General features: G+C 73.4%; 16 protein-coding genes and 1 pseudogene. 7 read left to right on the top strand and 10 right to left on the bottom strand.

Features of this window, described 5'->3' with window-relative positions; all coding sequences use genetic code 11:
* Positions 1-60 precede the first annotated feature (60 nt).
* The 5 genes from ACZ3II_RS39005 to ACZ3II_RS38985 are packed head-to-tail and all read right to left on the bottom strand — an operon-like array spanning position 61 to position 8423.
* Entirely contained in the window at positions 61-3693 is a 3633-nt protein-coding gene (locus ACZ3II_RS39005; RefSeq protein WP_465525031.1) for a DUF5995 family protein, read from the bottom strand.
* Positions 3690-4640: an AAA family ATPase gene (locus ACZ3II_RS39000; RefSeq protein ID WP_465525029.1), complete on the bottom strand. Its 951-nt coding sequence runs from the start codon at positions 4638-4640 to the stop codon at positions 3690-3692. The genes ACZ3II_RS39005 and ACZ3II_RS39000 overlap by 4 nt, the downstream gene beginning before the upstream one ends.
* Positions 4637-6145, bottom strand: a complete 1509-nt coding sequence (locus ACZ3II_RS38995) for a VMAP-C domain-containing protein (RefSeq protein ID WP_465525027.1) — start codon at positions 6143-6145, stop codon at positions 4637-4639. The genes ACZ3II_RS39000 and ACZ3II_RS38995 overlap by 4 nt, the downstream gene beginning before the upstream one ends.
* Positions 6142-7278 (bottom strand): caspase family protein, encoded by a 1137-nt coding sequence (locus ACZ3II_RS38990; protein WP_465525025.1) that lies wholly within the window; start codon positions 7276-7278, stop codon positions 6142-6144. Before ACZ3II_RS38990 ends, ACZ3II_RS38995 begins: the two co-directional genes overlap by 4 nt.
* Positions 7275-8423, bottom strand: a complete 1149-nt coding sequence (locus ACZ3II_RS38985) for a hypothetical protein (protein ID WP_465525023.1) — start codon at positions 8421-8423, stop codon at positions 7275-7277. The genes ACZ3II_RS38990 and ACZ3II_RS38985 overlap by 4 nt, the downstream gene beginning before the upstream one ends.
* A gap of 280 nt (positions 8424-8703) precedes the next feature.
* On the opposite strand from ACZ3II_RS38985, the gene ACZ3II_RS38980 reads away from it, so the two are divergent.
* The 7 genes and pseudogenes from ACZ3II_RS38980 (at position 8704) to ACZ3II_RS38950 (ending at position 17876) form a co-directional block, all read left to right on the top strand.
* Positions 8704-10263: a DUF2397 domain-containing protein gene (locus tag ACZ3II_RS38980; protein WP_465525021.1), complete on the top strand. Its 1560-nt coding sequence runs from the start codon at positions 8704-8706 to the stop codon at positions 10261-10263.
* On the top strand, positions 10260-11420 hold the full coding sequence (locus ACZ3II_RS38975; RefSeq protein WP_465525019.1) for a TIGR02678 family protein: 1161 nt from the start codon (positions 10260-10262) through the stop codon (positions 11418-11420). Before ACZ3II_RS38980 ends, ACZ3II_RS38975 begins: the two co-directional genes overlap by 4 nt.
* Entirely contained in the window at positions 11417-15667 is a 4251-nt protein-coding gene (locus ACZ3II_RS38970) for an SbcC/MukB-like Walker B domain-containing protein (protein WP_465525017.1), read from the top strand. The genes ACZ3II_RS38975 and ACZ3II_RS38970 overlap by 4 nt, the downstream gene beginning before the upstream one ends.
* A gap of 137 nt (positions 15668-15804) precedes the next feature.
* Positions 15805-15960 (top strand): hypothetical protein, encoded by a 156-nt coding sequence (locus ACZ3II_RS38965; protein WP_465525015.1) that lies wholly within the window; start codon positions 15805-15807, stop codon positions 15958-15960.
* Positions 15961-16042: 82 nt separating this feature from the next.
* Positions 16043-16681, top strand: a complete 639-nt coding sequence (locus ACZ3II_RS38960) for a GTP cyclohydrolase II (RefSeq protein WP_465525013.1) — start codon at positions 16043-16045, stop codon at positions 16679-16681.
* A gap of 131 nt (positions 16682-16812) precedes the next feature.
* A pseudogene (locus ACZ3II_RS38955) lies at positions 16813-17229 on the top strand (deaminase); the annotation flags it as partial.
* Positions 17230-17402: 173 nt separating this feature from the next.
* On the top strand, positions 17403-17876 hold the full coding sequence (locus ACZ3II_RS38950) for a MarR family winged helix-turn-helix transcriptional regulator (RefSeq protein WP_465525011.1): 474 nt from the start codon (positions 17403-17405) through the stop codon (positions 17874-17876).
* A 248-nt stretch (positions 17877-18124) separates the two neighbouring features.
* On the opposite strand, the gene ACZ3II_RS38945 is transcribed toward ACZ3II_RS38950, so the two are convergent.
* The 5 genes from ACZ3II_RS38945 to ACZ3II_RS38925 all read right to left on the bottom strand — a co-directional run bounded on the left by ACZ3II_RS38945 (position 18125) and on the right by ACZ3II_RS38925 (position 22123).
* A complete protein-coding gene (locus ACZ3II_RS38945) occupies positions 18125-18958 on the bottom strand; it encodes a hypothetical protein (RefSeq protein ID WP_465525009.1) in 834 nt (277 codons plus the stop codon).
* Positions 18959-19413: 455 nt separating this feature from the next.
* On the bottom strand, positions 19414-20322 hold the full coding sequence (locus ACZ3II_RS38940; protein ID WP_465525007.1) for an ADP-ribosylation family protein: 909 nt from the start codon (positions 20320-20322) through the stop codon (positions 19414-19416).
* A gap of 35 nt (positions 20323-20357) precedes the next feature.
* Positions 20358-20987: a GOLPH3/VPS74 family protein gene (locus ACZ3II_RS38935; RefSeq protein ID WP_465525005.1), complete on the bottom strand. Its 630-nt coding sequence runs from the start codon at positions 20985-20987 to the stop codon at positions 20358-20360.
* A gap of 1 nt (position 20988) precedes the next feature.
* Positions 20989-21207, bottom strand: coding sequence for a type II toxin-antitoxin system antitoxin (locus tag ACZ3II_RS38930; RefSeq protein ID WP_465525003.1), 219 nt, complete (start codon positions 21205-21207; stop codon positions 20989-20991).
* Between the two features lie 4 nt (positions 21208-21211).
* The gene (locus ACZ3II_RS38925) at positions 21212-22123 is read right to left on the bottom strand and encodes an SPFH domain-containing protein (RefSeq protein WP_465525001.1); all 912 of its coding nucleotides are present in this window, start codon (positions 22121-22123) and stop codon (positions 21212-21214) included.
* Positions 22124-22173: the final 50 nt, after the last annotated feature.

Raw genomic sequence — 22173 nt, 5'->3', positions numbered from 1 at the left:
GAGCGAAGAACATCTATATCTAGATGGTCATACCGTGGCCGTGACGAGGCCATATAAGGTTCAGTCGATTAACAGTTCCCCCAGCTGAGCGGTGGCGGCATCAAGCGCCCGCCGGGCCACGGCACGGTCCGCCAGGTCGTCGCGCAGCGGCCACAGCCGCAGGGCCTGATCCCAGGCGTGAACGGTGAACACGTCGGCGAACACCCGGCGGGTCCAGCCGTCCAGCGGCTGGAAACGCGCCTCGTGTTGCCGGTGATTGACCCGTGCCGAGATCTTGAGCAGCGCCGGGACCTCGTTCTTCACGATCCGCCGGAACAGCAGGTAGTCCCGGCCGGGCTCCGCGTCATCCGGCGCGCCGAACTCCTCCCAGTTCCGGAGCAGGGCGAGCGGCAGGTCGAAGTTCAAGGCGACGTTCATCCCGGCGACCGCGGCGTCGTGCTGGCTCAGGGTCATGTCCACCGCCCGGCGCAGGAAGGCCTGCCAAGCGACCGACACGTCCTCGTCGGTACCGGCCGCCTCCAGCAGAGCGAAGCGGTAGCGGCGGCTCCAGTCGACGGCGAGCGCCTCGAACCAGGCGGGATCGGACGCCGCGGTGTGCAGCGCGTCATTCAACCGGGAAACGACGATCTGGCGCACCGCGTGGTGCCTCCGCAGCGGCGGCAGTTTCTCGAAGACGACAGCGACCCTGCGGAGAGCGTCCTGGACTTCTTTCAAAGACCTGGGTGGGTACGCCAGCACCTCCATCATCTGGCCGAGCATGCCGGGGCTGATCCGCGGCAGCGGATGGTCCCGGGGCGGGCGCAACAGAGCGGCCCCCGCCTGTGCGGACGCCCGGCCGAAGGCGGCCGCGGGCGGCCCGGAGACCTCGCTCCAGGCCTGGTCGCGGGCGGCCCGGATATCGAGGCTGAACTCGGGAGGGCTGTCCGGCGGCAACCGGTCGAGGAAATCGTCGAACACCTCGGCCTTGGCCAGGGCCCCGGCAGTCCTCGCGGTGACCGCCCGGGCGATGAGTGTCCGGCGTGGCGTGTAGACGACAGGCATCGTCCAAGCCGCGCCGTTGCGGTCCCGTTGCGCGAGCGCCCGCCGGACCGGTGTGACCAGGGCCGCCAAGTCGACGGCAACGGCGCCGGCCGCCGCCACCCCGACGAGCAGCGGAAACAGTTCGCGGTAGAAGGTGGAGGTGAACAGTGCCGAGTCGGGCACGGTGAGGTGGGACCGCATGCCGATGGCAGCGGTGACGGGACCCTGGTCGACGAGCCGCCGACAGAACGGGGCGCTCTCCGACGCCATGATGACGACGATCGGCGCCGTCATGGCGAGATCCCACCATCCGCGCATCGACGCCGGGCTCACCTGCATCGTCGCCGAGGGAACCCGGGATGTCATCCCGGCCCGCATGCCCAGCTCGAGCGTCGGTGCCGGGCCGTCCTCCACGTAGCCGAAGATGTGGATCACCTGCGGCCCGAAGGAGCGGATCAGGTCGCTGAGGCCGGTGCCGGTGGGCGGAATGGCCTCAGCCCTCAACCACGGGAGGTTCCGGCGGCGTACCTGGTCGAGAATCCGCTCCTCGACGGCGACCACGAGCATCCGCATGCCGCCGCCGATGGGTCCGGCCGCCTGTAGCAGGGCTTCGAACTCGGCGTCGCCGGTGACCACCGGGGAGGCCAGGATCGCGAGCACGCGTATCGGCCCGGTGATCGGCCAGTAAGGAGGTGACGATGAACGCTGCCCGAAGAACCGGCCTATGCCCCATCCGGCATCGACGGCGAGGAACCGGCCCTCCGGCGTGCAGAGCGATTCCCAGGGGAATGCGTCGTCCGATGCCAGCAGCGTGCCGGGCTGCCCTCGAAGTAGGTCACGCACATACGGATCGACGCTGATCGCCTCGTGGAGCCGTTGCCCGGCTGTGCGGGCCGCCTCGATGCCTGGACGGTAACGGGAGAGGGCCAGTCCTGGCTCGCCTCTCGTCAGCGGCATCACCGACAGCCCGGGCCGGTCCTCGGTGCGCAATGCGAGCAGTTCGGCGCCGTCCTCCCTCCGAATCGGCACCATTTCCAGGATCAGGCGGGCCCCGGAATGCGCGACGGGTTCGGTGCGGCCCTCCAGGCGGTCGGCGAAGGCGGTGTAGTCCGGGCCGAAGCGGCGCAACGTCGCCGCACCGACCAGGGCGAACGCCTGTTCCGCCGCGGAGGTGCCGCCTTCGGCGGGGGCCAGCAGGGCGGCGGCGAAGGTACGGCCGCGGTGGCTGTGCCGGCCGATGAAGTCACCGACCGTGTGCAGAACGCTCAGCACCTCGCTGCCGAGGACGGTGTCGAGCAGCAGATCCCGTACCCCCTCGGCGAAGTCGTAGGCGACGTCGTCCGGATGGACCGCCGCATCCTCCGGGGTGAGCCGCCGCAGCACGGTGAGCAGCACCTCCGCCAGATGCACCTGCCCGGTCCCGGGCATCATCGCCTCCTGGACCAGCCGCATCACCGGCAGTGTCAGCGGCACCGCCGCGAGGTACCCGGCGAGCTGGAACGCCTCCGGTGAGACCACCGCGCGGAAGTCCCGCAGCCGCTCCCGCGCCGTCGTCGCCGTGGCGTCCGGCGGTGGCGGCAGCGGCCTGTCGTCGCCGGCCCGGGCCCAGGTGACCACGGACGGCACCGGACGGCCGCCGGCTCCGGCGACCAGCGCCGACCAGGGCGCCAGCCAGCGTGCCTCCAGCGGAACGACCGGCACGGGTACGGCGGCCCCCGGCCTCCCCGCGGCCCGGCGACGGCGGGCCCGTGGCACGGCGGGCTGCCAGTAGGCGTCGCGCAGTCGCGCGTTCGGCGCCCCGGGACCGGGCGATCGCAGCTCGACCCGCTCGGTCCCCACTGCCGTGTACCGCCACAGCCGTTGCGGCAGCACCTGCACGATCGCGACCGGGTTGCGCCCGCCCCACAGGTGCAGCAGCGACGGCACCGCCCCGGTGTGCCAGCCGTCGCCGACGCAGTCACTGACCACCAGGATGAGCCGCCGCCCGCCGGGGTCGAGCAGGTCCCGGGGTGACGCGGCGCGCGGGCTGCTGGTCGCCGACGTGGTGCCGGACCGCAGCACCGGGGTACGGCCGGTCTCCAGCAGCCAGATCCGTACGTCCCGGAAGGCGCCGAGTCGTTCCAGCAGGCCGCGCAGCTCTTCCACGGCGCGGGCCCAGACCGCCATGGACGGGCTCTGGTCGACGACGACGGCCAGGTCGAGCCAGCGTTCCGCGGCCGGTCGCAGCACCGGCAGCCACAGGTCGTCCTCGGCGGCGCGCTCGGCGGTGGCGGTCTCGTCGAGGATCCCGCCGGTCCGGGCGGGGACCCGGCGTTTCAGCGGGCGCAGCGACCGGCCGAGGCGGCGTGCGCCGGGCAGCGCGGTGGAGGCGGGGGTCCGGAAGTTCATCTCGCCGTGCTGCCAGGCCGTCGCCGGCGCGGACGGGACGGTGAGGGCGGCAGGCGGCCGGTCCCGCGCCGGGGCGCCGGTTGCCGGCGTGGCCTGCGGGGTGGTCTGCCGGGCCGGCGCCTGTCCCGGCGAGGCGGTGCCCTCGGCCGGTGGCGACGGTTCCCCGGGGTCGTGCGGAACCTGCTCGCCGCTGATCTGACCGGCCAGCCAGACGGTGTCGGCGACCTCCTCCCAGGACGGCTCGAAACCGGCCGCCCGCAGTACCGCGATCACCTGTTCGATCACCCGGCGCCCGCCTCCCCGAGGGACCGCAGCACCGCGTCGAGCAGTTGCCCCCGGTCCGCGGGGACCTTGCCGGAGTCGCCGGCGAGCAGGTAGACGGCGTTGAGCAGCTGGTCGGTGGCGAGCAGGTCACGGTCGCGGCGGTGGAGGAATTCGGTGATCAGCGGTTTGGCCGCCTCCGCGGTGGCGGCGTCCACATGCGCCGTCACGATCCGGACGAGCTTCTCCTCGTCCGGCGCCTTGATGTCGAGTTGCAGGCAGCGGCGCAGGAAGGCGGGCGGGAAGTCGCGTTCGCCGTTGCTGGTCATCACCACGAACGGGAACTCGGCGCAGCGGACCTCTCCCCCGGTGACGACGGCCCGCCTCCCGTCGGCGGTACGGATCGCCACGTCCGGCGTGCGTTCGGCCAGCCGGGTCAGCTCGGGGATCGTGAAGCCGCCCTCCTCGAACACGTTGAGCAGGTCGTTCGGCAGGTCGATGTCGCCCTTGTCGAGTTCATCGATGAGCAGCACGCGCGGTTTCGTGCCGGGCAGCAGGGCGGTGCCGAGGGCGTTGAGGGTCAGGTACTGGCCGATGTCGGGGGTGCCGGACACGAGGCCGCGTTCCTGGAGCCGGCCGATGGCGTCGTACTCGTAAAGCCCTTCGGTCAGGGTGCTCCGGCTGTTGATCGGCCAGTACAGCACCGGTCCCAGGTCGAGTTCGTAGGCGACGGCGTGCGCCAGCGACGACTTGCCGGTGCCCGGCGCCCCGGTGATCAGCAGCGGCCGGCGGAGCATCAGCGCTGCGTTGACCAGGTCGATCTCGTGTTCCTCGGCCTGGAACGTCGCACCGCGCCTCAGGTCGCCGACCCGGCCGGACGGGGCGAACGCACGCCACGACGGGGCTTCCGGCAGCGCCCAGTCCTGATAGGGCTCGCCGTCGCCGCGGTACCGCCACCACTCCTTCTTCATGCCGCCTCCTCCGGTACCACCGTGGGGTTGCTGAACCGGATGCCCGGCGACCTGGCGTGGTCGTCCCAGAGCAGGATCAGGTCCGCGCCGAAGTGCCCGGCGTCCCCGGTCGCCTCGCGCCGCCAGATCCGTACCTGTTCCGGCAGATCGGCGACCGGCATCCCGTCGAGCCGCTGTCGCAGCGCCGCCAGCACGTCCGCGGCCTGATCCGGCGCGCGCCGGACGCACAGCGCGACCGGCAGGCCGTAGCAGACGCTCCGGCCCAGCAGCTCGCCCAGCTTCTCGTCGGCCTTGTCCGGCGGGCCGACCGGCAGCACCAGCACACCGTCGGGGTACTGGTCGAAGTGGCTCCAGAGCGCCAGGTCGTCGTACGCCGTCTCGTCCGGCACCCACACGCACAGCTCGCCGAGCCGCCGGCCCGTGGTCCGCACCTGCCGCCACCGCCGCGCCCAGTCCTGCATCTCCTCCGGGTCGAACGGCTCCCGCCGGGGGCGGACCAGCACCTGCCGCTCCGCGCCGAGCGGCAGGAACGGCCCACGCCGGCGGGTCGCCAGCCGCCACCGGTCGGCGGTGAAGCGGATCAGATCGTCCTCGTCGACCTGGAACTCCACCCGCAGCCGCGGGCCCGTGCCGCCGAACGTCGCGGCCGCCAGCCCGATCAGCTCACCGAGCCGTTCCTCCAGCTGTTCGAGCCGGTGATCGTCGTTCTCGCCGGCCCACCCGGTGAGCGGCTCGAGACCACTTCCGGGACGCCAGACCTTGAGGCGTACGGCGTACGCGCCCCGTTTCAACGCCGGCTCGAGTTCCACCAGCAGCGCGGGCGGGTCGGCCGCCGTGGGCCGGGCCTCCTCCCCTCCGGCCTCGACAGTCAGCCCGTGCCGTTCGGTGACCTGCCGCGCCCACTCCTGGAACCGTTCCGCCGCCGTGGCGTCCATCAGCACGCCCCGCGCGTACCTCGCCAGCAGGAGGGCGAACCGGACCACCCGGCACATGCCGGCCCGGGGATCCACCCCGCCGAGCAGGGTGCGGGCCGTCGTCCGGACATCGGTGAACAGAACGTTCCGTTGCGGCCCGCCGGGCCACAGTTCTCCGGCCGCCAGGCTGAGCTGCTTCCGGCTCGGCGGCACCCGCAGTTCGATGGCGAGCAGCGCGGCCAGTTCCTGCTTGGTCAGCGGGCTGCGCGGCAGCATCGCCGGGATCAGCGCGGCCAGGGCGAGCCGGGCGGGATCGTCCGCCGAGAGGCGCTCGCAGACCTCGTCGAGCAGGTCGTCGAAGATCTCGTCGTCGCCCAGGGCGACGGTGAGCATGGCGCTGGTGGCCGCGAAGTCGGTGGCGGCGAGCCGAGGCTGGAAGCTGTGCCGTTGCCGCAGCCGTTCGATCACCTCCTCCCGGCGGTTCTCGAAGCCGAGCCCGGCCCGCATCAGCGCTTCGACGAGCTGCCGGTGCTGCGCCGCGGGCAGGGTGGCGCCGCCCAGCAGGACCCGGTCGCGCACGCCGGCGGTCACGGGTACTCCTCGCCGATCGCGGCGGCGAGCCGGGCCGCCGCCTCGTCGGCCCGCACCACGGCCGGGTCCTCGGGATCCACGAGCAGTTTGAGGTTGTCCATCAGCTCGGCGACGCCGCCGGGCCATTCCGCGCACCGGCTGACGATGTTGACCAGGTGCGCCTGGTCGGTCGGGGCGAACCGGATGCTGCCGGCGATCCCGGTGCGCATCCGCCGGACGAGCGCCGCCCGGCTCATCGGGTCGGCCGCGTCGGGGATCGCCAGCAGTGCCCCGGCCAGGTCGCTGAGCACGCGGACACTCGCCGGGCGCGGTCCGGTCCGGCCGCCGCCGGACGCGGCGGCGAGGGTGGCCTCGCCGCCGGTCCAGGTGCGGTAGGTGAACGACGTGGGGATCTGGGCGGCCTTCCCGGCGTCCCGCAATGCGACGAACCGGCTGGTCAGGCGTGCGGTGACGGCGTCCATGGCGGGCGGCCAGACATCGGCGGGCTCGCTGTCCAGCTCGGCCAGCAGCGCGCCGGTCAGGACCCCGGCGCCCTCGCTGTTGATCGCGACCTGGCCGGGGCTGGCGGCGTACAGGACGAACTGGTCCCGGGAGGGCGACGGCCTGCCGTACCCGAAGGTCTCGCCCGGCAGGGTGGTGACCGTCGGCATCCGGTCGGCGTGGGTCTGGCAGGCGTCGACGACCACGACCTGGGCCGGCAGTCCCGCGTAGGTGTCCGAGCGCAGCGCGGCCAGCAGCGACGTCAGGTCCAGGTTGCGCTTGTCGGTCGCGGTGGCGTCGGCGTAGAACAGCCGGCGGCTCTCCTCCCTGGTCAGGACGCCGTGGCCGGCCCAGTACAGCCACAGCAGATCACCCTGGAGGGCGGGCAGCGCGGTGGTGAGGGCGGCGGTGACGGCGTCACGGGTGGCGGGGTGGGACGCCACCTCCGGCGGCAACTCCGGAGGTGGCGAGTTCTCGGGGAGCGGTGACACGTACACCTGAAGGTTCTCGGCAGGCACCCCGCGCCCCCGCAACCAGGCCGCGAACCTGGCCGCGTCGCGGGCCGGGCCGTCCAGGTCCCAGGTCTTGCCTGTCGCATACCGCTCCACACCGACGATCACGGCGTGGGTACGGCAGGGGTCCGCCGTGGTCACGGCAGGCGCTCCACGATCGCGTCCCACACGTGCCGGTTGCTCCAGTACGCGCTGTGCGACGCCGGGAACGGCTGCCCGTTGTCCACCTTGACGTCGCGCACCCGGTCGCCGAACGGGCCGTTGCCCAGGTAGCTGAGCATGTCCCGCTCGTCGTAGACGTTCAGCCAGGCCGGCATGTGCGCGGGCAGCTCCGCGTCGTGCGGCAGGCTCCACAGCGCGCCGATCTCGTACAGGAAGGGGGCCTGCGAACCGACCGTGACCAGCAGCTCCACCGCGGGCATGGGCTGCGACACGAGCAGGTCGACGGCGGCGATCCCGCCGAGCGAGTGGGTGAGCAGCACGATCGGCCCGTCCACCGCGCCGATCCGTTCCGCGATCGCGGCCCGGATCCGGTCGCCGCGCGCCTGGTAGAGCAGCACGTCCCCGGCTGCCGGGTAGGCGGCGTCGGTGAGGGCGCCGCGCCGCCGCCGGACCCGGTCGGTGGCGATCCGCAGCGCCAGGCCGCGGATCGGGGACAGCAGCACGTCGCGGACCGACTTGTCGGTGCCGCCGAACGCGTCGGTCAGCGCGGCGACCAGGTGATCCCTGGTCTCGGCGTCGGGCATCACCGGGTCGTCGGCGACGGTGTACGCCACGATCGCCCGGGCGACAGCCGTCCGGGTGGGGCCGAGGGCGGCCGGGGCGGCGGCGAGGGCGGCATGGTACGCGGCGTCCCCGGTCACCGCGGTCCGCCCCGCCCGGACCGCCGCCGCGGAGAACGGCACGGCCAGATCGTCGGTGATCTCGACGCGGCGGATCCGGGCGTCCAGCTCGTCACCGGGCAGCATCACGTTCGGCGGCAGCTCCTCGTCGCCCACGCCGCTCAGGGCGAGGGTCCGCAGCTCCCACAGCGGGTCCTGGTGGAGCAGGCTCCACAGGGCCACGTCCTCGTCACCGGCGGCGGGGTCGAGGCCGCGCGCGGTGTCGTAGTCCGGGACGGACGCGCCGCCGCGCCACAGCCGGGCGCCGGCGGCCTCGCCCCAGTAGCAGGGCACGATGCCGTAGCCGGGCCGCAGCCGCCGCAGGCGGGCGGCGACCCGCTGGAACAGGATGGAGAACGCCGGCTCCCGGACCCCGGTGCCGTGCACGAAGATCACCGTTGGCATGACCGCCTCCCTCCCTCAGCATCCCCTTCCGCGCGCATGATCCCTGTCGGCCGAACGACTGAGCCTGACACCACCCTCGAGCTGCTGGAAGCATGAGCGGACCCGCCCGGCGGCGGAGCGGTGTCGGCCAGCCGACAGTCACCGCCCGGCGGCTGGTGAGCGATCTCTTCCAGTGGCGGGGATCGCATCCTGGCCCTCCGGGCCGCCGAAAGTGTCGGAGGTGTTGCCTATGCTGCCTGGCGCGATACCGCGACAAGACGGACGAGGAGGTCACCGCGGGGTGGACAACGATGCTGCGGACGTGCCCGAGGGCGGTCCCGACCTGGCATGGCAGCTCGCCGGTCTGCCCGGCGGCCTGATCGAGGCGAGCTACCTGACCCACCGGGCGTACGCGACGCAGTACCGGCTGATCGTCGACGTTTTGCTGGCCCAGCAGCAGCACACCCTGACCGGGATCGCCGCGGCCGACCTGCCCGGCCTTCTGCGCGAGCACATCGTGCGCGGCGGCGGGGACCCGGCGGCCCTCGACGATCCCGCGTTCCACCTCAAGGCCCGGATGGCCGACCTCAAACGCTGGCAGGTCATCCACATCTTCCAGGACCGGGTCACCCGGGACGCCGACTTCGTCCTCGACTTCGACCGCTACCAGCTCACCGAGACCGCCGCCCAGCTGCACCGGGCGGTGCTCGGCCTGGGTGAGGACGTGGCGTCCGGCGCGGCCGCCACCATGGCGCCCGGGGTGCTGACCGCCCAGCTGATGGTCCTCGAGGCGGCCGCCGCCACCGATCCGGTCGCCGCGGCCGCCGCCTGGTCGGTGATCCAGACGACGTACCGGGCGATGGCCGACGCGGCCGCCAGCTGGCAGGCACGTCTCGCCGGGGCCCTCGCCGGCACCCCCGACCAGCGCAAGATCACCGTCGTGCAGGAGACCCTCCGGCGGTACGTGGACATGTGGGGCGCCGGCGTCGACACCCACTCCGACGCCATCACCGACCTGGTCGCCCGGCTCACCGCGATCGGCGAGGCCCGGTGGCGGCGGATCGCCGTGCACACCCTGGGCGCCTCCGCCGACGACGCCGCGATCGAGGAACTGACCCTGTCGTACGCGCAGACCCTGCACACCCTGCGCACCTGGTTCGACGGGCCGGACTGCCAGGCCCGCCGGCTGCGGCGGCAGATGCGCGACACGATCCGGCCGCTGCTGAGCAGCCAGCGGGTCCTCGCCGCGGTCGGCGGGCACGTGTCCCGGCGGGCCGAGCTGCTGCGCCTGGCCACCGGCGTCGAGAGCGCCACCGGCGAGACGGAGGCCTGGCGGCTGTGGTGCGCCGCCACCGGGCTGTATGCGGCCCGGCACCTCCCCGGCACGACGGCGGCCCCGGCGGGCAGCCCGGGCGCGGTGTCGTTCTGGGAGGCGGAGCCGGTCGAGGTCGAGGCCCGGCTGCGCCGGCAGGGCCCGAAAGCGGCGGGTGGCGGCGCCCCGGCCCGGATCGCCGACCGCCGTGACGCCCGGCGGGCCGCCCGCGAGTTCGCCGCCCGGCTGCGTGGCGAGGCGGCCGGCACCGAGGCCCGCGTGCTGGCCCGGTCCGGGCTGCCGCTGTCGCAGTGGCCGGAGGTCGGCGCCGCCGAGCTGGACCTGCTGTTGCTGCTGCTCGGCGCGGTCAACACGACCCGTCCCGACGCGGCCGGGTTCCGCACCGCGATCAGTGACGACGCCCGCTGGTCGCTGCGTGCCGAGCCGGCCCCGCCCGGCGCCCCGTCCGCCGTGCTGCACACCCCCGACGGCCGGCTGGTGCACCCGGACATCCGCCTGCACATCGAACCGCTGGAGACCCCCACGTGAGCACCACCGCGGACGTCCGGGAGGCGCAGCGGGCCTTCCTCGGGCTGCTGGCCCGCCCGCTGGTCACCCCGGCCACCGACGCCATCCTGCACCGGCAGGTGGTGCAGCGGCAGCAGGCCGTCACCGACTACGCGCAGCGGGCCGGCTACCGGATCCAGCGGGTCGGGCACGCGGTCCGGCTGATCCGGGTGCCGATCGGCGGGGAGGTCACCGCGCCGCCCCGGCCCGCCGACGCGCCGGACCGGCGGCTGCTGTCGCTGGCCTGCCGGCTGGCCGCCTGCTGCGAGGAGATCTCCGGCGCGGTGACCCTGCAGCGGCTGTCCGACATGGTCCGTGACCTGTCGGCGGCGCCCGGCGTGCAGCTGTCCGGTTACGACCCGGACGACCGGGTGCAGCGGCTCCAGTTGCGGGACGCGGCCGGCATCCTCGCGCACTGGGGGGTGCTGCGGCGGCGTACCAGTGACGAGAAGCTCCTCGACGAGTGGACCGATTCCGGTGCCGGGCCGGGCGCCGGCTACGAGGTCGACCGGGACGCGCTGCTCCTGATGACCAGCCCCGACGTGCTCAGTCTGGCGCTGAGCCCGGAGCCGTTCGACGCCGAGGAGCAGGCGGCCACCCGGTCCTTGCGGCACCTGCGGGCCCTTCTGGAGACACCCCATCTGGCGTACGCCGACCTCCCGCCCGACGAGGCCGACGCCCTCCGGCAGTCCCGTGGTCAGCGCGCCGGCGACCTGGCCCAGATGACCGGCGGCGCCCTCGAAGCCCGGGCCGAGGGTCTGCTGCTGGTGCTCACCGACGACGAGCAGACCCCGGCGACGGTCGCCGACTGGCCGCGGCCCCGCGCCGCCGACTGGGTGGCGCTGCTCGCCGCCGACCAGGCCGGACGGGACGGGACCCGGTTGCCCGACGGCCGGGTGCACCTGACGAACGCCGACGTCGACATGGTGATCGGCTACCTGGTCGACGACCGGGGCGCATACATGAACAAGGTCCAGAAGACCGTGCCCGGCGCGGTCCGCCGGGACGCCGAGACCCGGCTGACCGAGCTGGGCCTGCTGACCGTCGCCGCCGACGGCTCGTGGACCCTCGCCGCCGTCGCCGGCCGCTACCGGGACCCCACCATCACCTTCACCGACACCGCGGAGCGCGCCCGATGACCCACCCCGACAGCCCGGTCGGGCCCGCCGTCAGCGACCTGGATCTGGCCGCCTGGCGGGACGCCGTCAGCCATGCGGGACTGCCCGTTCCGACCCGGACCCGCTGGCAGGCGTCCCGGGCCGGGCTGGTGAACCTGTGGGAGTTCGACGTCAGCGAGTACTGGTTCGCCGACGGCCGCGCCCAGTTCGTCGGCGCCAACCAGTCCGGCAAGTCGACGCTGATGGCGCTGACCACCCTGACCATGCTGGCCGGGGCCCTGGACCGGCAGTACATCGACACGTTCGGCCAGTCGGACAAGTCGTTCCGCTACTACGTGGAACCGACCGACGACCCGCGGGACCGGCGCGAGACGACGGCGCAGACCAACCGGGGCTGGGCGTGGGTGGAGTTCGCCCGGCTCGGTGACGGCGGCGAGCCGGAGTACTTCACCGCCCTGCTGTACGCACAGGCCAAACGCGGGGTGAGCCACATGCCCCCGACCTGGATCATCTGCCGGGGCAAGGCCCGCGTCCGGGACGGTATCGACCTGGCCGTCGGCCGGGCCGCCGTGGAACCGCGCGACCTGCACGGCATCGACGGGCTGACGGTGATGGACTCCGGCCGCCGGTACGCCGACCGGATCGCCACCGAACTGTTCGGGTTCACCGACACCGACCGGTACGCCACCGTGCTGGAGATGCTCAAGACGCTCCGCACCCCGCACCTGGGCCAGCGGCTCGACCCGGACTGGTTCACCGCTCAGATCCGGGCCGCGCTGCCACCGGTCGCCCGGACCGAGGTGGAGGAGCTGGCCGCCGGCTGGCAGCAGCTCGAACAGCTCAACCACGACCGCAACGACGCCGAAGCCGCCCGGGACGCGGTCGGGCTCTACCTGAGCAGGTCGTGGCGGCCGTGGGTGGACGCGCTGCTGCGAGCCCGCGCCGACGCGCTGCTCGACGCCGACGCGGCGGTCAGTGCGGCCGAGGACGCGGTGTGCTCCGCCGACGCGGCGCTCGACCAGGCGCAGGCCGATCTGCGGGACGAGACCGACCGTACCGAACTCCTCGAGGAGCAGGCCCGCAACGCCCAGGCGGCGCTGACCCAGTTGCTGCGCAGCGACGCGTACCGGGACGCCGACGGCCGCACCCGCAACGCCGAACGGCTGCGCCGCGAGGCCGAGGACGCCGAGAAGCAGCGGGACACCGCCCGGCAGCGCCTGGACCGGCTGCGCGCCGACCACGACCGGGCCGCGGGCCTGCACCGGGAGGCGACCGGGCAGCTCGGCGCGGCCCGCACCGCCGTCGACCAGGCCGCCGGGCACGCGGCCGGCGCGGTGGTGGCCGCCGGGCTCGGCGACGAGGCGCCGCAGTGGGTGGCCGCCCGCGACGTCGACCGGATCGACGCCGCCGTCACCGACCGCCGGACCCGGATCGGCGCGCTGCGCAAACTGTTGCGCGCGACCGGTGACAAGGACGCCGCCTGGCGCAACGCGGACCGGATCGCCGAGCAGGCGCGCACCGAATCGCAGTCCCGGGTCGCGGCGGCCCGCGCCGCGCAGACCCGGATGAGCGACGCGCTGCAGGAGGTGTCCGACCGGATCGAACGGTGGGCCGCCGACCTGCGCGACGACGCGCCCGGCGCGGCACTGCGCGACCGGTGGATCCAGGACGTGACCGCGCAGGCCGGCGCGGCCCGGCCCCGGCCGGTGCTGCGGACACTGGTGGCGCGGCAGTGGCTCGACCCGACGGTGGTGCCGCTGACCGAGACGGTCGCGGAGCTGCGGGCGGCGGCCGGGATCGCCGAGCAGAAGGCGGCCGAGGCCGACCAGGAGGCCGCGAGACTGGAGCGGGCCGACGACCCGCAACCGCCGGCGCCGTACGGGTTCTCCCGGCGGGAGCGGCCGCCGTTCCCCGGGCCGGACGGGGCGCCGCTGTGGCGGTTGCTCGACCCGGTCGACGGGCTCGGCGCCGACGTCCTCGCCGCGGTGGAGGCGGCGCTGGCAGCGGCCGGGCTGCTGCAGGCCTGGGTGACCCCGGACCGGAGGTGGTCCGCCGGCCGTGACGGCGACGACACCGTCCTGACCGGCCTGTCCACCGATGCCGCGGGCGCCACGCTGGCGGCGGTCCTGCAACCGGCCGAGGACGCCGGCCCGCTGACCGGGGCGGTCACCGGGTTGCTCGCCCGGATCGGCTACTCCCCCGCCGGAGAGCCGCTCGCCGGGGAGTCCGCGGTCGCCGCCGACGGCAGGTGGCGTGTTCCGGGGCTGGCCGGCCGGGCCGCCCGCGCGGAGCACGGCGCTGAGCTGATCGGCACCGCCGCCCGTACCCATGCCCGCCGTCGCCGCATCAACACCCTCCGGCAGGAGGCGCTGCGGCAGCGGCAGCAGGCCGCCACCCTGCTCGCCGAGGCCGCCGCCGTCAACACCCGGGTCGCCCGGCTGCGGGACGCCGCCGACACCTGCCCCGACGACACCGCCGTGGTCACCGCCGCCACCGGCCACCACAGCGCGGTCACCGAACGCGACCGGGCCCACCTCGCGCACGCGCAGGCCCAGGAGCAGGCGGCCGGGGCAAAACGGGCCGCCGACGAGGCGACCACGGCCGCCGCCGGGTACGCCGCCGAGCACCGCCTGCCGGCCGGCCACGACAGGCTCGACGCGGTCGGCACCGCCGTCGACACGGCCGCGCGGTCCGGCACCGACCTGCGGCTGGCGCTGCGGGAACTCGACACCGCCACCCGTGCGGTCGCCGGCACGGCAGCCGGCGCCGACGCGGCGGCCGCTGCCGTCGACGAGGCCGACGAGGCCGGGCGGGACGCCGCCGGAACCGCCGCCCGCCTGCGGATCGAAGCGGCCGAGGCCGCCGACTCCATCGACCGCGACGACCGGGCCCAGCTCGACCGGGCCGCCCAGCTGGAGAAGGACATCAGCGAGGCGGCCGCCGCCGCGTCCGGCAGCCGGCGGCGCGGCCTGCGGCTGGCCGCCGACGCGTCCACCGCCCGCAACCTCACCGAGGTACGCCGTCGCGAGGCGGCGGTGGCGGCGGCCGACCGGGACGCGGCCCTGGCCGGTTGGTGGGTGCCGATCGACGCGGGACTCGCCGAACCCGCCGGGCGCGACCTGTCCGCGGCGCTCGCGCAGGCCCGGGCCACGGTCGCGGCGATCCGGCCGGCCGGATGGCCGAGCACCGCCGAGGAGAAGGCCCGCCGGGTCGCGGCGGCCCAGCACCGGGCGTTCACGAACCCGCGGTTCGAGCTGCAGGCCAGACTGGAGGCGTCCGGTGGCCGCTCGGTGATCGCCGTGGATGCCGACGACGTCACCCCGCTGCCGGCGATCATGCTGGTCGTCGACGCGTCCGGCGCCCAGCTCACCCCGCCCGCCGCCGTCGAGCACCTGACCGACCTCGTCACCCAGCTGTCGGCCAGCCACGACGAGAAGCTGCACCAGATGTACACCGAGCTGCTGTCGTCGACGTTCATCAACCACCTCGCCGACCGGATGACCCGGGTGATCGACCTGTTGAAGGCCGTCAACACGGTCCTCGACCGGCACCCGACCGGCGTGAACAGGACGAAGCTGCGGCTGATCCGGCGGCCCGCCGAGGGCCAGCGGCACGGCTGGCACATCCTGGAGGCCCTGGAGAAGGGCACCATCGACTCGGCCGGCTCGCAGGAGCAGATGCGGCTGTTCCTGGCCGACCGGCTCCGCGACGCCCAGGAGTCCGGGCTGGTCGGCACCGACGACTGGGTGGAGCACCTGTCGAAGCTGCTGGACTACCGGGCCTGGTTCGACATCGTGCCGGAGTTCCGGATCGGCGACAGCAAGTGGCGGCCGCTGACCAAGCAGGTCCACTCGGTGGACTCCGGCGGCGGCAAGGTGGTCACCCTGCTGCAGCCGCTGCTGGCCACCCTGGTCACGCTGTTCGCCGAGTCACCGGACGCGCCCCGGCCGCTGTGGCTGGACGAGGCGTTCACCGGCGTGGACACCCCGAACCGGTCGACGATGCTGCGGATGATGGTCGACTTCGACTTCGACTTCCTGCTCGCCGGCCCGTCCGCGCTGGTCACGGCGGCCCAGGTGCCGGCGGCGGCGATCTGGACGGTGTCCCGCGCGCCCGCTCCGGTCCCCGGCGTCGACCTGTCCCTGATGCTGTGGACCGGCCAGGCCATCGAGTACGTCCCGGTCGGCGACATCGCCACGGCCACCCTCACCCCACCCCGGCCCACCGACGACGCTCCGGACCTCTTCAGCACCGCCGAGGAGCGATAACCTATTAATTACATAGTTTAACTAGGTCATCCCGAGAGTTCGTGCGACATTGACTTTCGTGGACCGGATGGAAGGCGGCCACCGGCACCCCGCGCGAGGTCGCCGACACGATCCTGGACTGGTGGAGTTCCGGGGCGGTGGCCGGCTTCGACATCCACATCCCGGTGCTGCCGGACGGCATCGCCGAGTTCAACGAGAAGGTGATCCCGCTGCTGCGGGAATCCGGGGCGTTTCCCCGCGCGTACGACGGCTCGGCCATCCGGGAGCGCCTGAAGCTACCCGACCCACGGTGATGTTCCCCACCCGCAAGTTTGTTGATCTTTCAACATCACGGGTCGATGCTTGGTGAAAGTTCAACAACCTGGGGGGTACGACATGACGGTCACGACGCAGACGACGACAGCCGCCACGGTGCGCACGCGGGTGACAGTGCCCTTACGGTTCCCCGACGGCTACACCACGACGGCGGAGGTGTTCACCTTCACCGGTCTCGCCGACGGCCGGGAGCACCTGGCGCTCGCCCTCGGTGACGTGTCCGGTGCCGAGGTGCCGCTGGTCCGCCTGCACTCCGAGTGCATGACCGGCGACGTGTTCGGCAGCGAGCGCTGCGACTGCGGCCCGCAGCTGCGCGAGGCCGCCGAGCGGATCACCGAGACCGGCGGCTACCTGCTCTACCTGCGCCAGGAGGGCCGCGGCATCGGCCTGTACGCGAAACTCGACGCCTACGCCCTCCAGGACGCCGGCCTCGACACCTACCAGGCGAACCTGGCCCTGGGCCGCGGCGAGGACGAACGCGACTACACCGCCGCCGCGCAGATGCTGGCCGCCCTCGGCGCCGACCGGATCCGCCTCCTCACCAACAACCCGGACAAGGCCGCCCAGCTCGACACCCTCGGCGTGACCGTCACCGAACGGGTTCCCACCGGCGTGCACCTGTCCGCCGCCAACGCCCGCTACCTGGCCACCAAGCGCGACCACACGGCCCACACCATCGACCTCCCGCCCGCCGCATGACCCGCCCTCTCCACCTCCCGGCCCCTCCGCTCACCCGCACCGGCCTGCGCACCGTCACCTCCCTCGACGTCGCCGGGCTCGACCGCCGCACGGACGGCGCGTTCGACGTCGCTCCAGTCGATCACCACGCCTGGCTGGTCCGGGCGATCGAGCAGTCCCGGCTCGCCCCACCGGTCGCCGACCGTTACGCCGTCGGCGCGATCATCGTCGCCGCCGACGGCGAGGTGCTGGCCACCGGCTACACGGGCGAATCACACCCGCACCACCACGCCGAGGAGGAAGCCCTGGCCAAGCTCGCCGGCCGGGACCTGTCCGGCGCCACCGTCTACACGTCGCTGGAACCGTGCACCGCCCGCCGATCCCGGCCCGCCACCTGCACCGACCTGATCCTGGCCGCCGGCATCACCCGGGTGGTGCTGGCCTGGCGCGAGCCCACCCTGTTCGCCGACTGCGACGGCGTCGGAACCCTGCGCCGCAACGGCGTCGAGGTCATCGAGTTCCCGGCCCTGGCCGGCTCGGCCCGCGCCGTGAACCGGCACGTCCTCTCCCCTACCCCGCTCGTCCCCGCCCTCACCCCGGCAAACTCCCCGGTCGCTCCAGTCCTCACAGCGGCAGACCCGTCGCTCGCCCCGTTCCCCACAACGACAGACCGGTCGCTCGCCCCGGTTCCCACCGCGGCAGACCCGTCGCTCACCCCGGTTCCCACCCCGGCAGGCCTGTCGTGACCGATTCCCGGGCCACCCCACGCTGGCTGGATCGCGGCGAACTGGACACCTGGCTGAACCTCGCCCAGGTGCTGATGCTCCTCCCCAGCGCCCTGGACCGGCAGCTTCGCGAGGACGCCGGAATCCCGCACGCCTACTACCAGATTCTGGCGACCCTCAGCGACCGCCCGGACCGAGCCATGCGCATGACCGAACTGGCCCGCCTGACCGGCACCACCACGACCCGCCTGTCCCACGCCGTCGCCGCCCTGGAACAGCGCGGCTGGGTCCGCCGCCACGCGTGCCCGACCGACAAACGCGGCCAGATCGCACACCTCACCGACACCGGTTTCGCCGTCCTGGAGGCTGCCGCACCCGGTCACGTAGCCGAAGTCCGCCGCCTGATCTTCGACCACCTGACCCCCGACGACGTAGCCCAGCTGCGCACCATCACCGACAAGCTCCGCCCCACCCTCACCGGCGACCGCTGACCCCGGCTGGCTGTCAGTGCTGTCTCAAGCGGCCCCAGACAGCACTGACAGCCAGCCGGTGTTATCCGGCTGGTTCTCATGGCTGTCTCGAGCCTCGCGAGACAGCCATGAGAACCAGCCGAAGACCCTCCAGCTTGCCGCCACAGCGGACTCCGGGCACGCGAGACAGCCACGAGAACCAGCCGAAGATCCTCCAGCTGGGCCCCGATGGCTGACTTGGGCCCTGTGAGACGGTCGGGCGGCGGTAGTCAGAAGCGGCGGAGGACGGCGAGCCACGACCTCGGGTACGGCTTCTGCGCCGACAACAGCCGGATCAGACGCGCGCGGGTCTGCGGGCGCCTGCCGTAGGCGACCAGGGCGACCGCTTCCGCCAGGGCCCGCCGGGTGTCGTCGTCATGCTGGACGCCGAGCCGGCCGCCGGCCCCGGGACCGAACGTTCTGGTCAGCTTCTCCTGGTAGTCGGCCAGGTAGCGGTACACCGCGAAGCTCACCGACACGTTGCGGACCGCACCGGCGGGCAGTTCGGCGGTCCAGGCCGCGTGCTGCTGCCACCGATGCGTCTTCGGGCTCGTCCTGCCCCGTTTGACCAGCCCGACGAAACGGATCTTGCGGCGTACGACGTCCCACGGCTCGCGCTCGTCCCGCGCCCAGTCCCGCACCAGGATGTGGAGGGCCTCGAAGGTCCGGCCGGACGACACCACGTCGACGAGCGTGACCGGATCACTGGTGCGGGCCAGCACGAACGGAGTCACGCCACACCGGGCCAGGATCTCACGGGCTTCGTCGCGCCACCGGCCGGACGGGATCGCGCCCGCGCCGATCGTGCTGAACGGCAGCCGCCGCAGCCGGTCGTCGTCGTCGATCATTCCGCTGAGCAGGTCGTACATCGAGTCCAGCGAACGCCCGACGAAGAGCACCGGGCCGCCGCCGGATCGGGCCAGCACCCGGGCGGCGCAGTCCACCAGTTCGTCAGCGAACCACAGATCGGGCTCCGGGATCCCGGCCAGCAGCGATCCCAGCTGATCCGGCGCGACCAGATCCCAGCGGAGCGGCAGAGCCGATCCAGCATCGTCGTTCCGCATGGGCACGGATGCTGCCACGCCCCGCCCCGTTCCCGCCGCGCATTTTCGTCCCGCCCGCCCACACCGGCCCGGCAGAAGACACCCGGCGGATCCGCGAGAGAAGGCGGCATAACAGATGAAGCGGACAGCGAAGATCTGTGGGAGGCGCGGCCGGGCGACAAAGCGGACAGCGAAGACCTGCGGGAGGCGCGGCCGGGCGACAAAGCGGACAGCGAAGACCAGCAGGAAGACGCAGCCCGGCGGCAAAGCAGACAGGGCGGACCAGCGGGACAAGGCGGCCCGACAGGCGAGGCGGACCGGCAGACCAGCGGAACGAGGCGGACCGGCGGGGCGCGAAGGACCGGCGGGACGAGGCGGACCGGCGGGGCGCGAAGGACCGGCGGGACGAGGCGGACCGGCGGGGCGCGAAGGACCGGCGGGACGGGGAAGGACCGGCGGGGCGCGAAGGACCGGGATCAGGTCGTCAGAATCTGGACCGAGTCGAGGTCGCGGTGCGCGGCGTGGACCGTCGCGATCTCGGCGAGGGCGTCGCGGCCCAGCGCACGGTACGCACCGACGAGCAGGTCGAGGCCCGCCGCCCGGTGCTCGTCCTGGTCGAGCCAGTGCAGCTCACTGCCGACCGCCAGCGCCAGCGCCGGCTGCCCGCCCTCCAGCTCCCGCCGGGCCTGGTCGATCCACTCGGCGGCGCCGGCCGGATCTTTCGCGAAGGCGCCGAGGCGCGCCTCGGACGTGCCCACCCGCGGGTCCCCGGCGTCCGGTGGCAGCACCGGCAACACCGAAACCCGCAGGTAGGACCGTGGCTCATACAACCACCGGGGTGGCCCGTCGGCACGCAGCGCGGCCTCGTCGGCAGCCTCGTACCAGTCGAGAGCCTCGATCAGCGGAGCGAGGCGGTCGGCTTCGCCACTGTAGTCGCTGAGGTGACTCACCACCTCCTCGCGGACCACGTCGAGCAGGCTGAGCGCCTCGGACTCCCAGGTCTCGGCCGAATCCCGCGCGTAGTTGTGGACGATCATGGTGGGTAGTTCGGCCGGTTCGTCGTACCAAAGGCCGTGGTGAAGCCCGTCGGATCCGCCATCCATCACCGTCACGAACTCGGCCGGGTCGCAGCGGAACCGGACGTGCAGGCGCTCGTCGAGCCCGTCCTGCCCCCGCAGGTCGAGGCCGCCGTCCTGGAAATAGTCGGTGACGCCCCACGGCCGGATCATGAGCCCCTCGAACAGGGCGTCGCCGTCACTGGCCGCGAGCGCTGCGAACACCGCCACATGGCGTGGCAACCGCAACCCCCACACCCGCTGGACGCGCTCGGCGACCAGCGGGAACCGCTCCGTCATGGTGGCCAGGGCCTCGTCCCGCGATGTCATGGCCGAATCGTAGGGCCGGGGTATGACAGAAACCGTCAGCCGCCGGCGGCGCTGCTGTTCGTCGCCTCGATCGACTTCCGCAGGGCGGGCCCGGCCGGTCCGGCCAGGACGGTGAGTTCCTGGATCCGCCGTTTGGCCGCGCGCCGGGCCTTGCGGTCGAGGACCACGCCGAGTTCGCCCGCCGCGACGATCGCCACCAGCGCGGCGTCAGCGGCCTCCACCCGGCCCACCGGATCCGTCAGCGCCGCCTTGACCCGCCGCAGCAGCTCCTTGCGCACCCGCGGATCGCGCGGGGTCACCCTGGTCCGAGGGATCAGACCCAGGATCTTGTACGGCTCCAGCCGCACCCACCCACCATCGCCGAGCTGGGTTCGCACCGCTGTGACGGTCGCCCCTTGCCGGCGGTCCACCCAGGACTGCCACTTCCGGGGCCGCGACGACCCGATCTCCTCGAGGGCCGCCGCCAGCACCGGGTCGGAACACGGGTGCCGTCCGGTGACGGCGGGCCTGCCGCGTTCGTCGGTGAGATGCCCCCGCAGGTAGAGGTCGGCGAGTGCCGCCCCGCGAAGCATGGCGCCGAGCTGGGTGCCGATGCGGACCCGGCCCTTGTCCGGGTCGTGGGCCAGCAGGTAGATCCGCTGGGGAAGGCTGCCGGGAACTGCCATGTCACTCGTCCTCCTCCGGCTCCGGTGTGCTGGACGGCCTGCCGGGCCCGCGCATCCGGCTGACCCCGCCGGGGAGCCGGCCGGCGTCGCCGAGAGCCTTGCGCAGCAGGTATTCGATCTGGGCGTTGGTGCTGCGAAGCTCGTCCCCGGCCCACCGTGCGAGGGCGTCGTGCACGGCGGGATCCAGCCGCAGGAGAAGCTTCTTGCGCTCGGTGGCCATGTGTCTACGAGTAGAGGGTGCCCGTGTTGACGACGGGCTGGGCGTCGCGGTCGCCGCAGAGGACGACCAGCAGGTTGCTCACCATGGAGGCTTTGCGTTCCTCGTCGAGGTCGACGACGTCGTGCTCGGCGAGCCGCTGCAGCGCCATCTCGACCATGCCGACGGCGCCCTCGACGATCCGGGCCCGGGCGGCGACGATCGCGTTGGCCTGCTGGCGGCGCAGCATGGCGTGGGCGATCTCCGGCGCGTACGCCAGGCGGGTCAGCCGGGACTCGATGATCTTCACGCCGGCGGCGGCGACCCGTACGCCGATCTCCTCGGACAGCCGGGCGGTGATCTCGTCGGCGTTGTCGCGCAGCGACATCAGCGTGGTGTCGTGCGAGTCGTACGAGTAACTGTTGGCGATGTGCCGCACCGCGGTCTCGGTCTGGATGGCGACGAACTCGATGAAGTCGTCGACCTCGAAGACGGCCCGGGCGGTGTCCTCCACCTGCCAGACGACGACGGCGGCGATCTCGATCGGGTTGCCGTCGGCGTCGTTGACCTTGAGGACGTCGGTCTCGTGGTTGCGGATCCGGGTGGAGACGCGGCGGCGGGCGGTGAGCGGGTTGACCCAGCGCAGGCCGTCGGTGCGGACCGTGCCGGTGTAACGGCCGAGCAGCTGCAGGACCCGGGCCTCGCCGGGCGCGACCGGGGTGAGCCCGGCGGCGGCGATCAGGCCGGCCAGCAGGAGCAGCGCGCTGAGGACGACCAGGCCGACGATCGCCGCGTCGGACGTCTGCTGCAGGCCGGCCACGAACACGGCGACGGCGAGCAGGACGACCACGAGGGAACCGGCGAGCATCGGCCAGCCGGAGACGGCCCGGGCGTTGTGCTCCCGCACCTGCGGGGTGGGGAGGTCGAGGTGATCGGTCATAGGGGCCTCCTCATTCGGTGATGGCCCCAGACTATCAATGTGATATCACT

Source organism: Actinoplanes sp. NPDC019969 (genome assembly GCF_055562375.1).
This window is presented reverse-complemented; position numbering and strand designations above follow the sequence as displayed.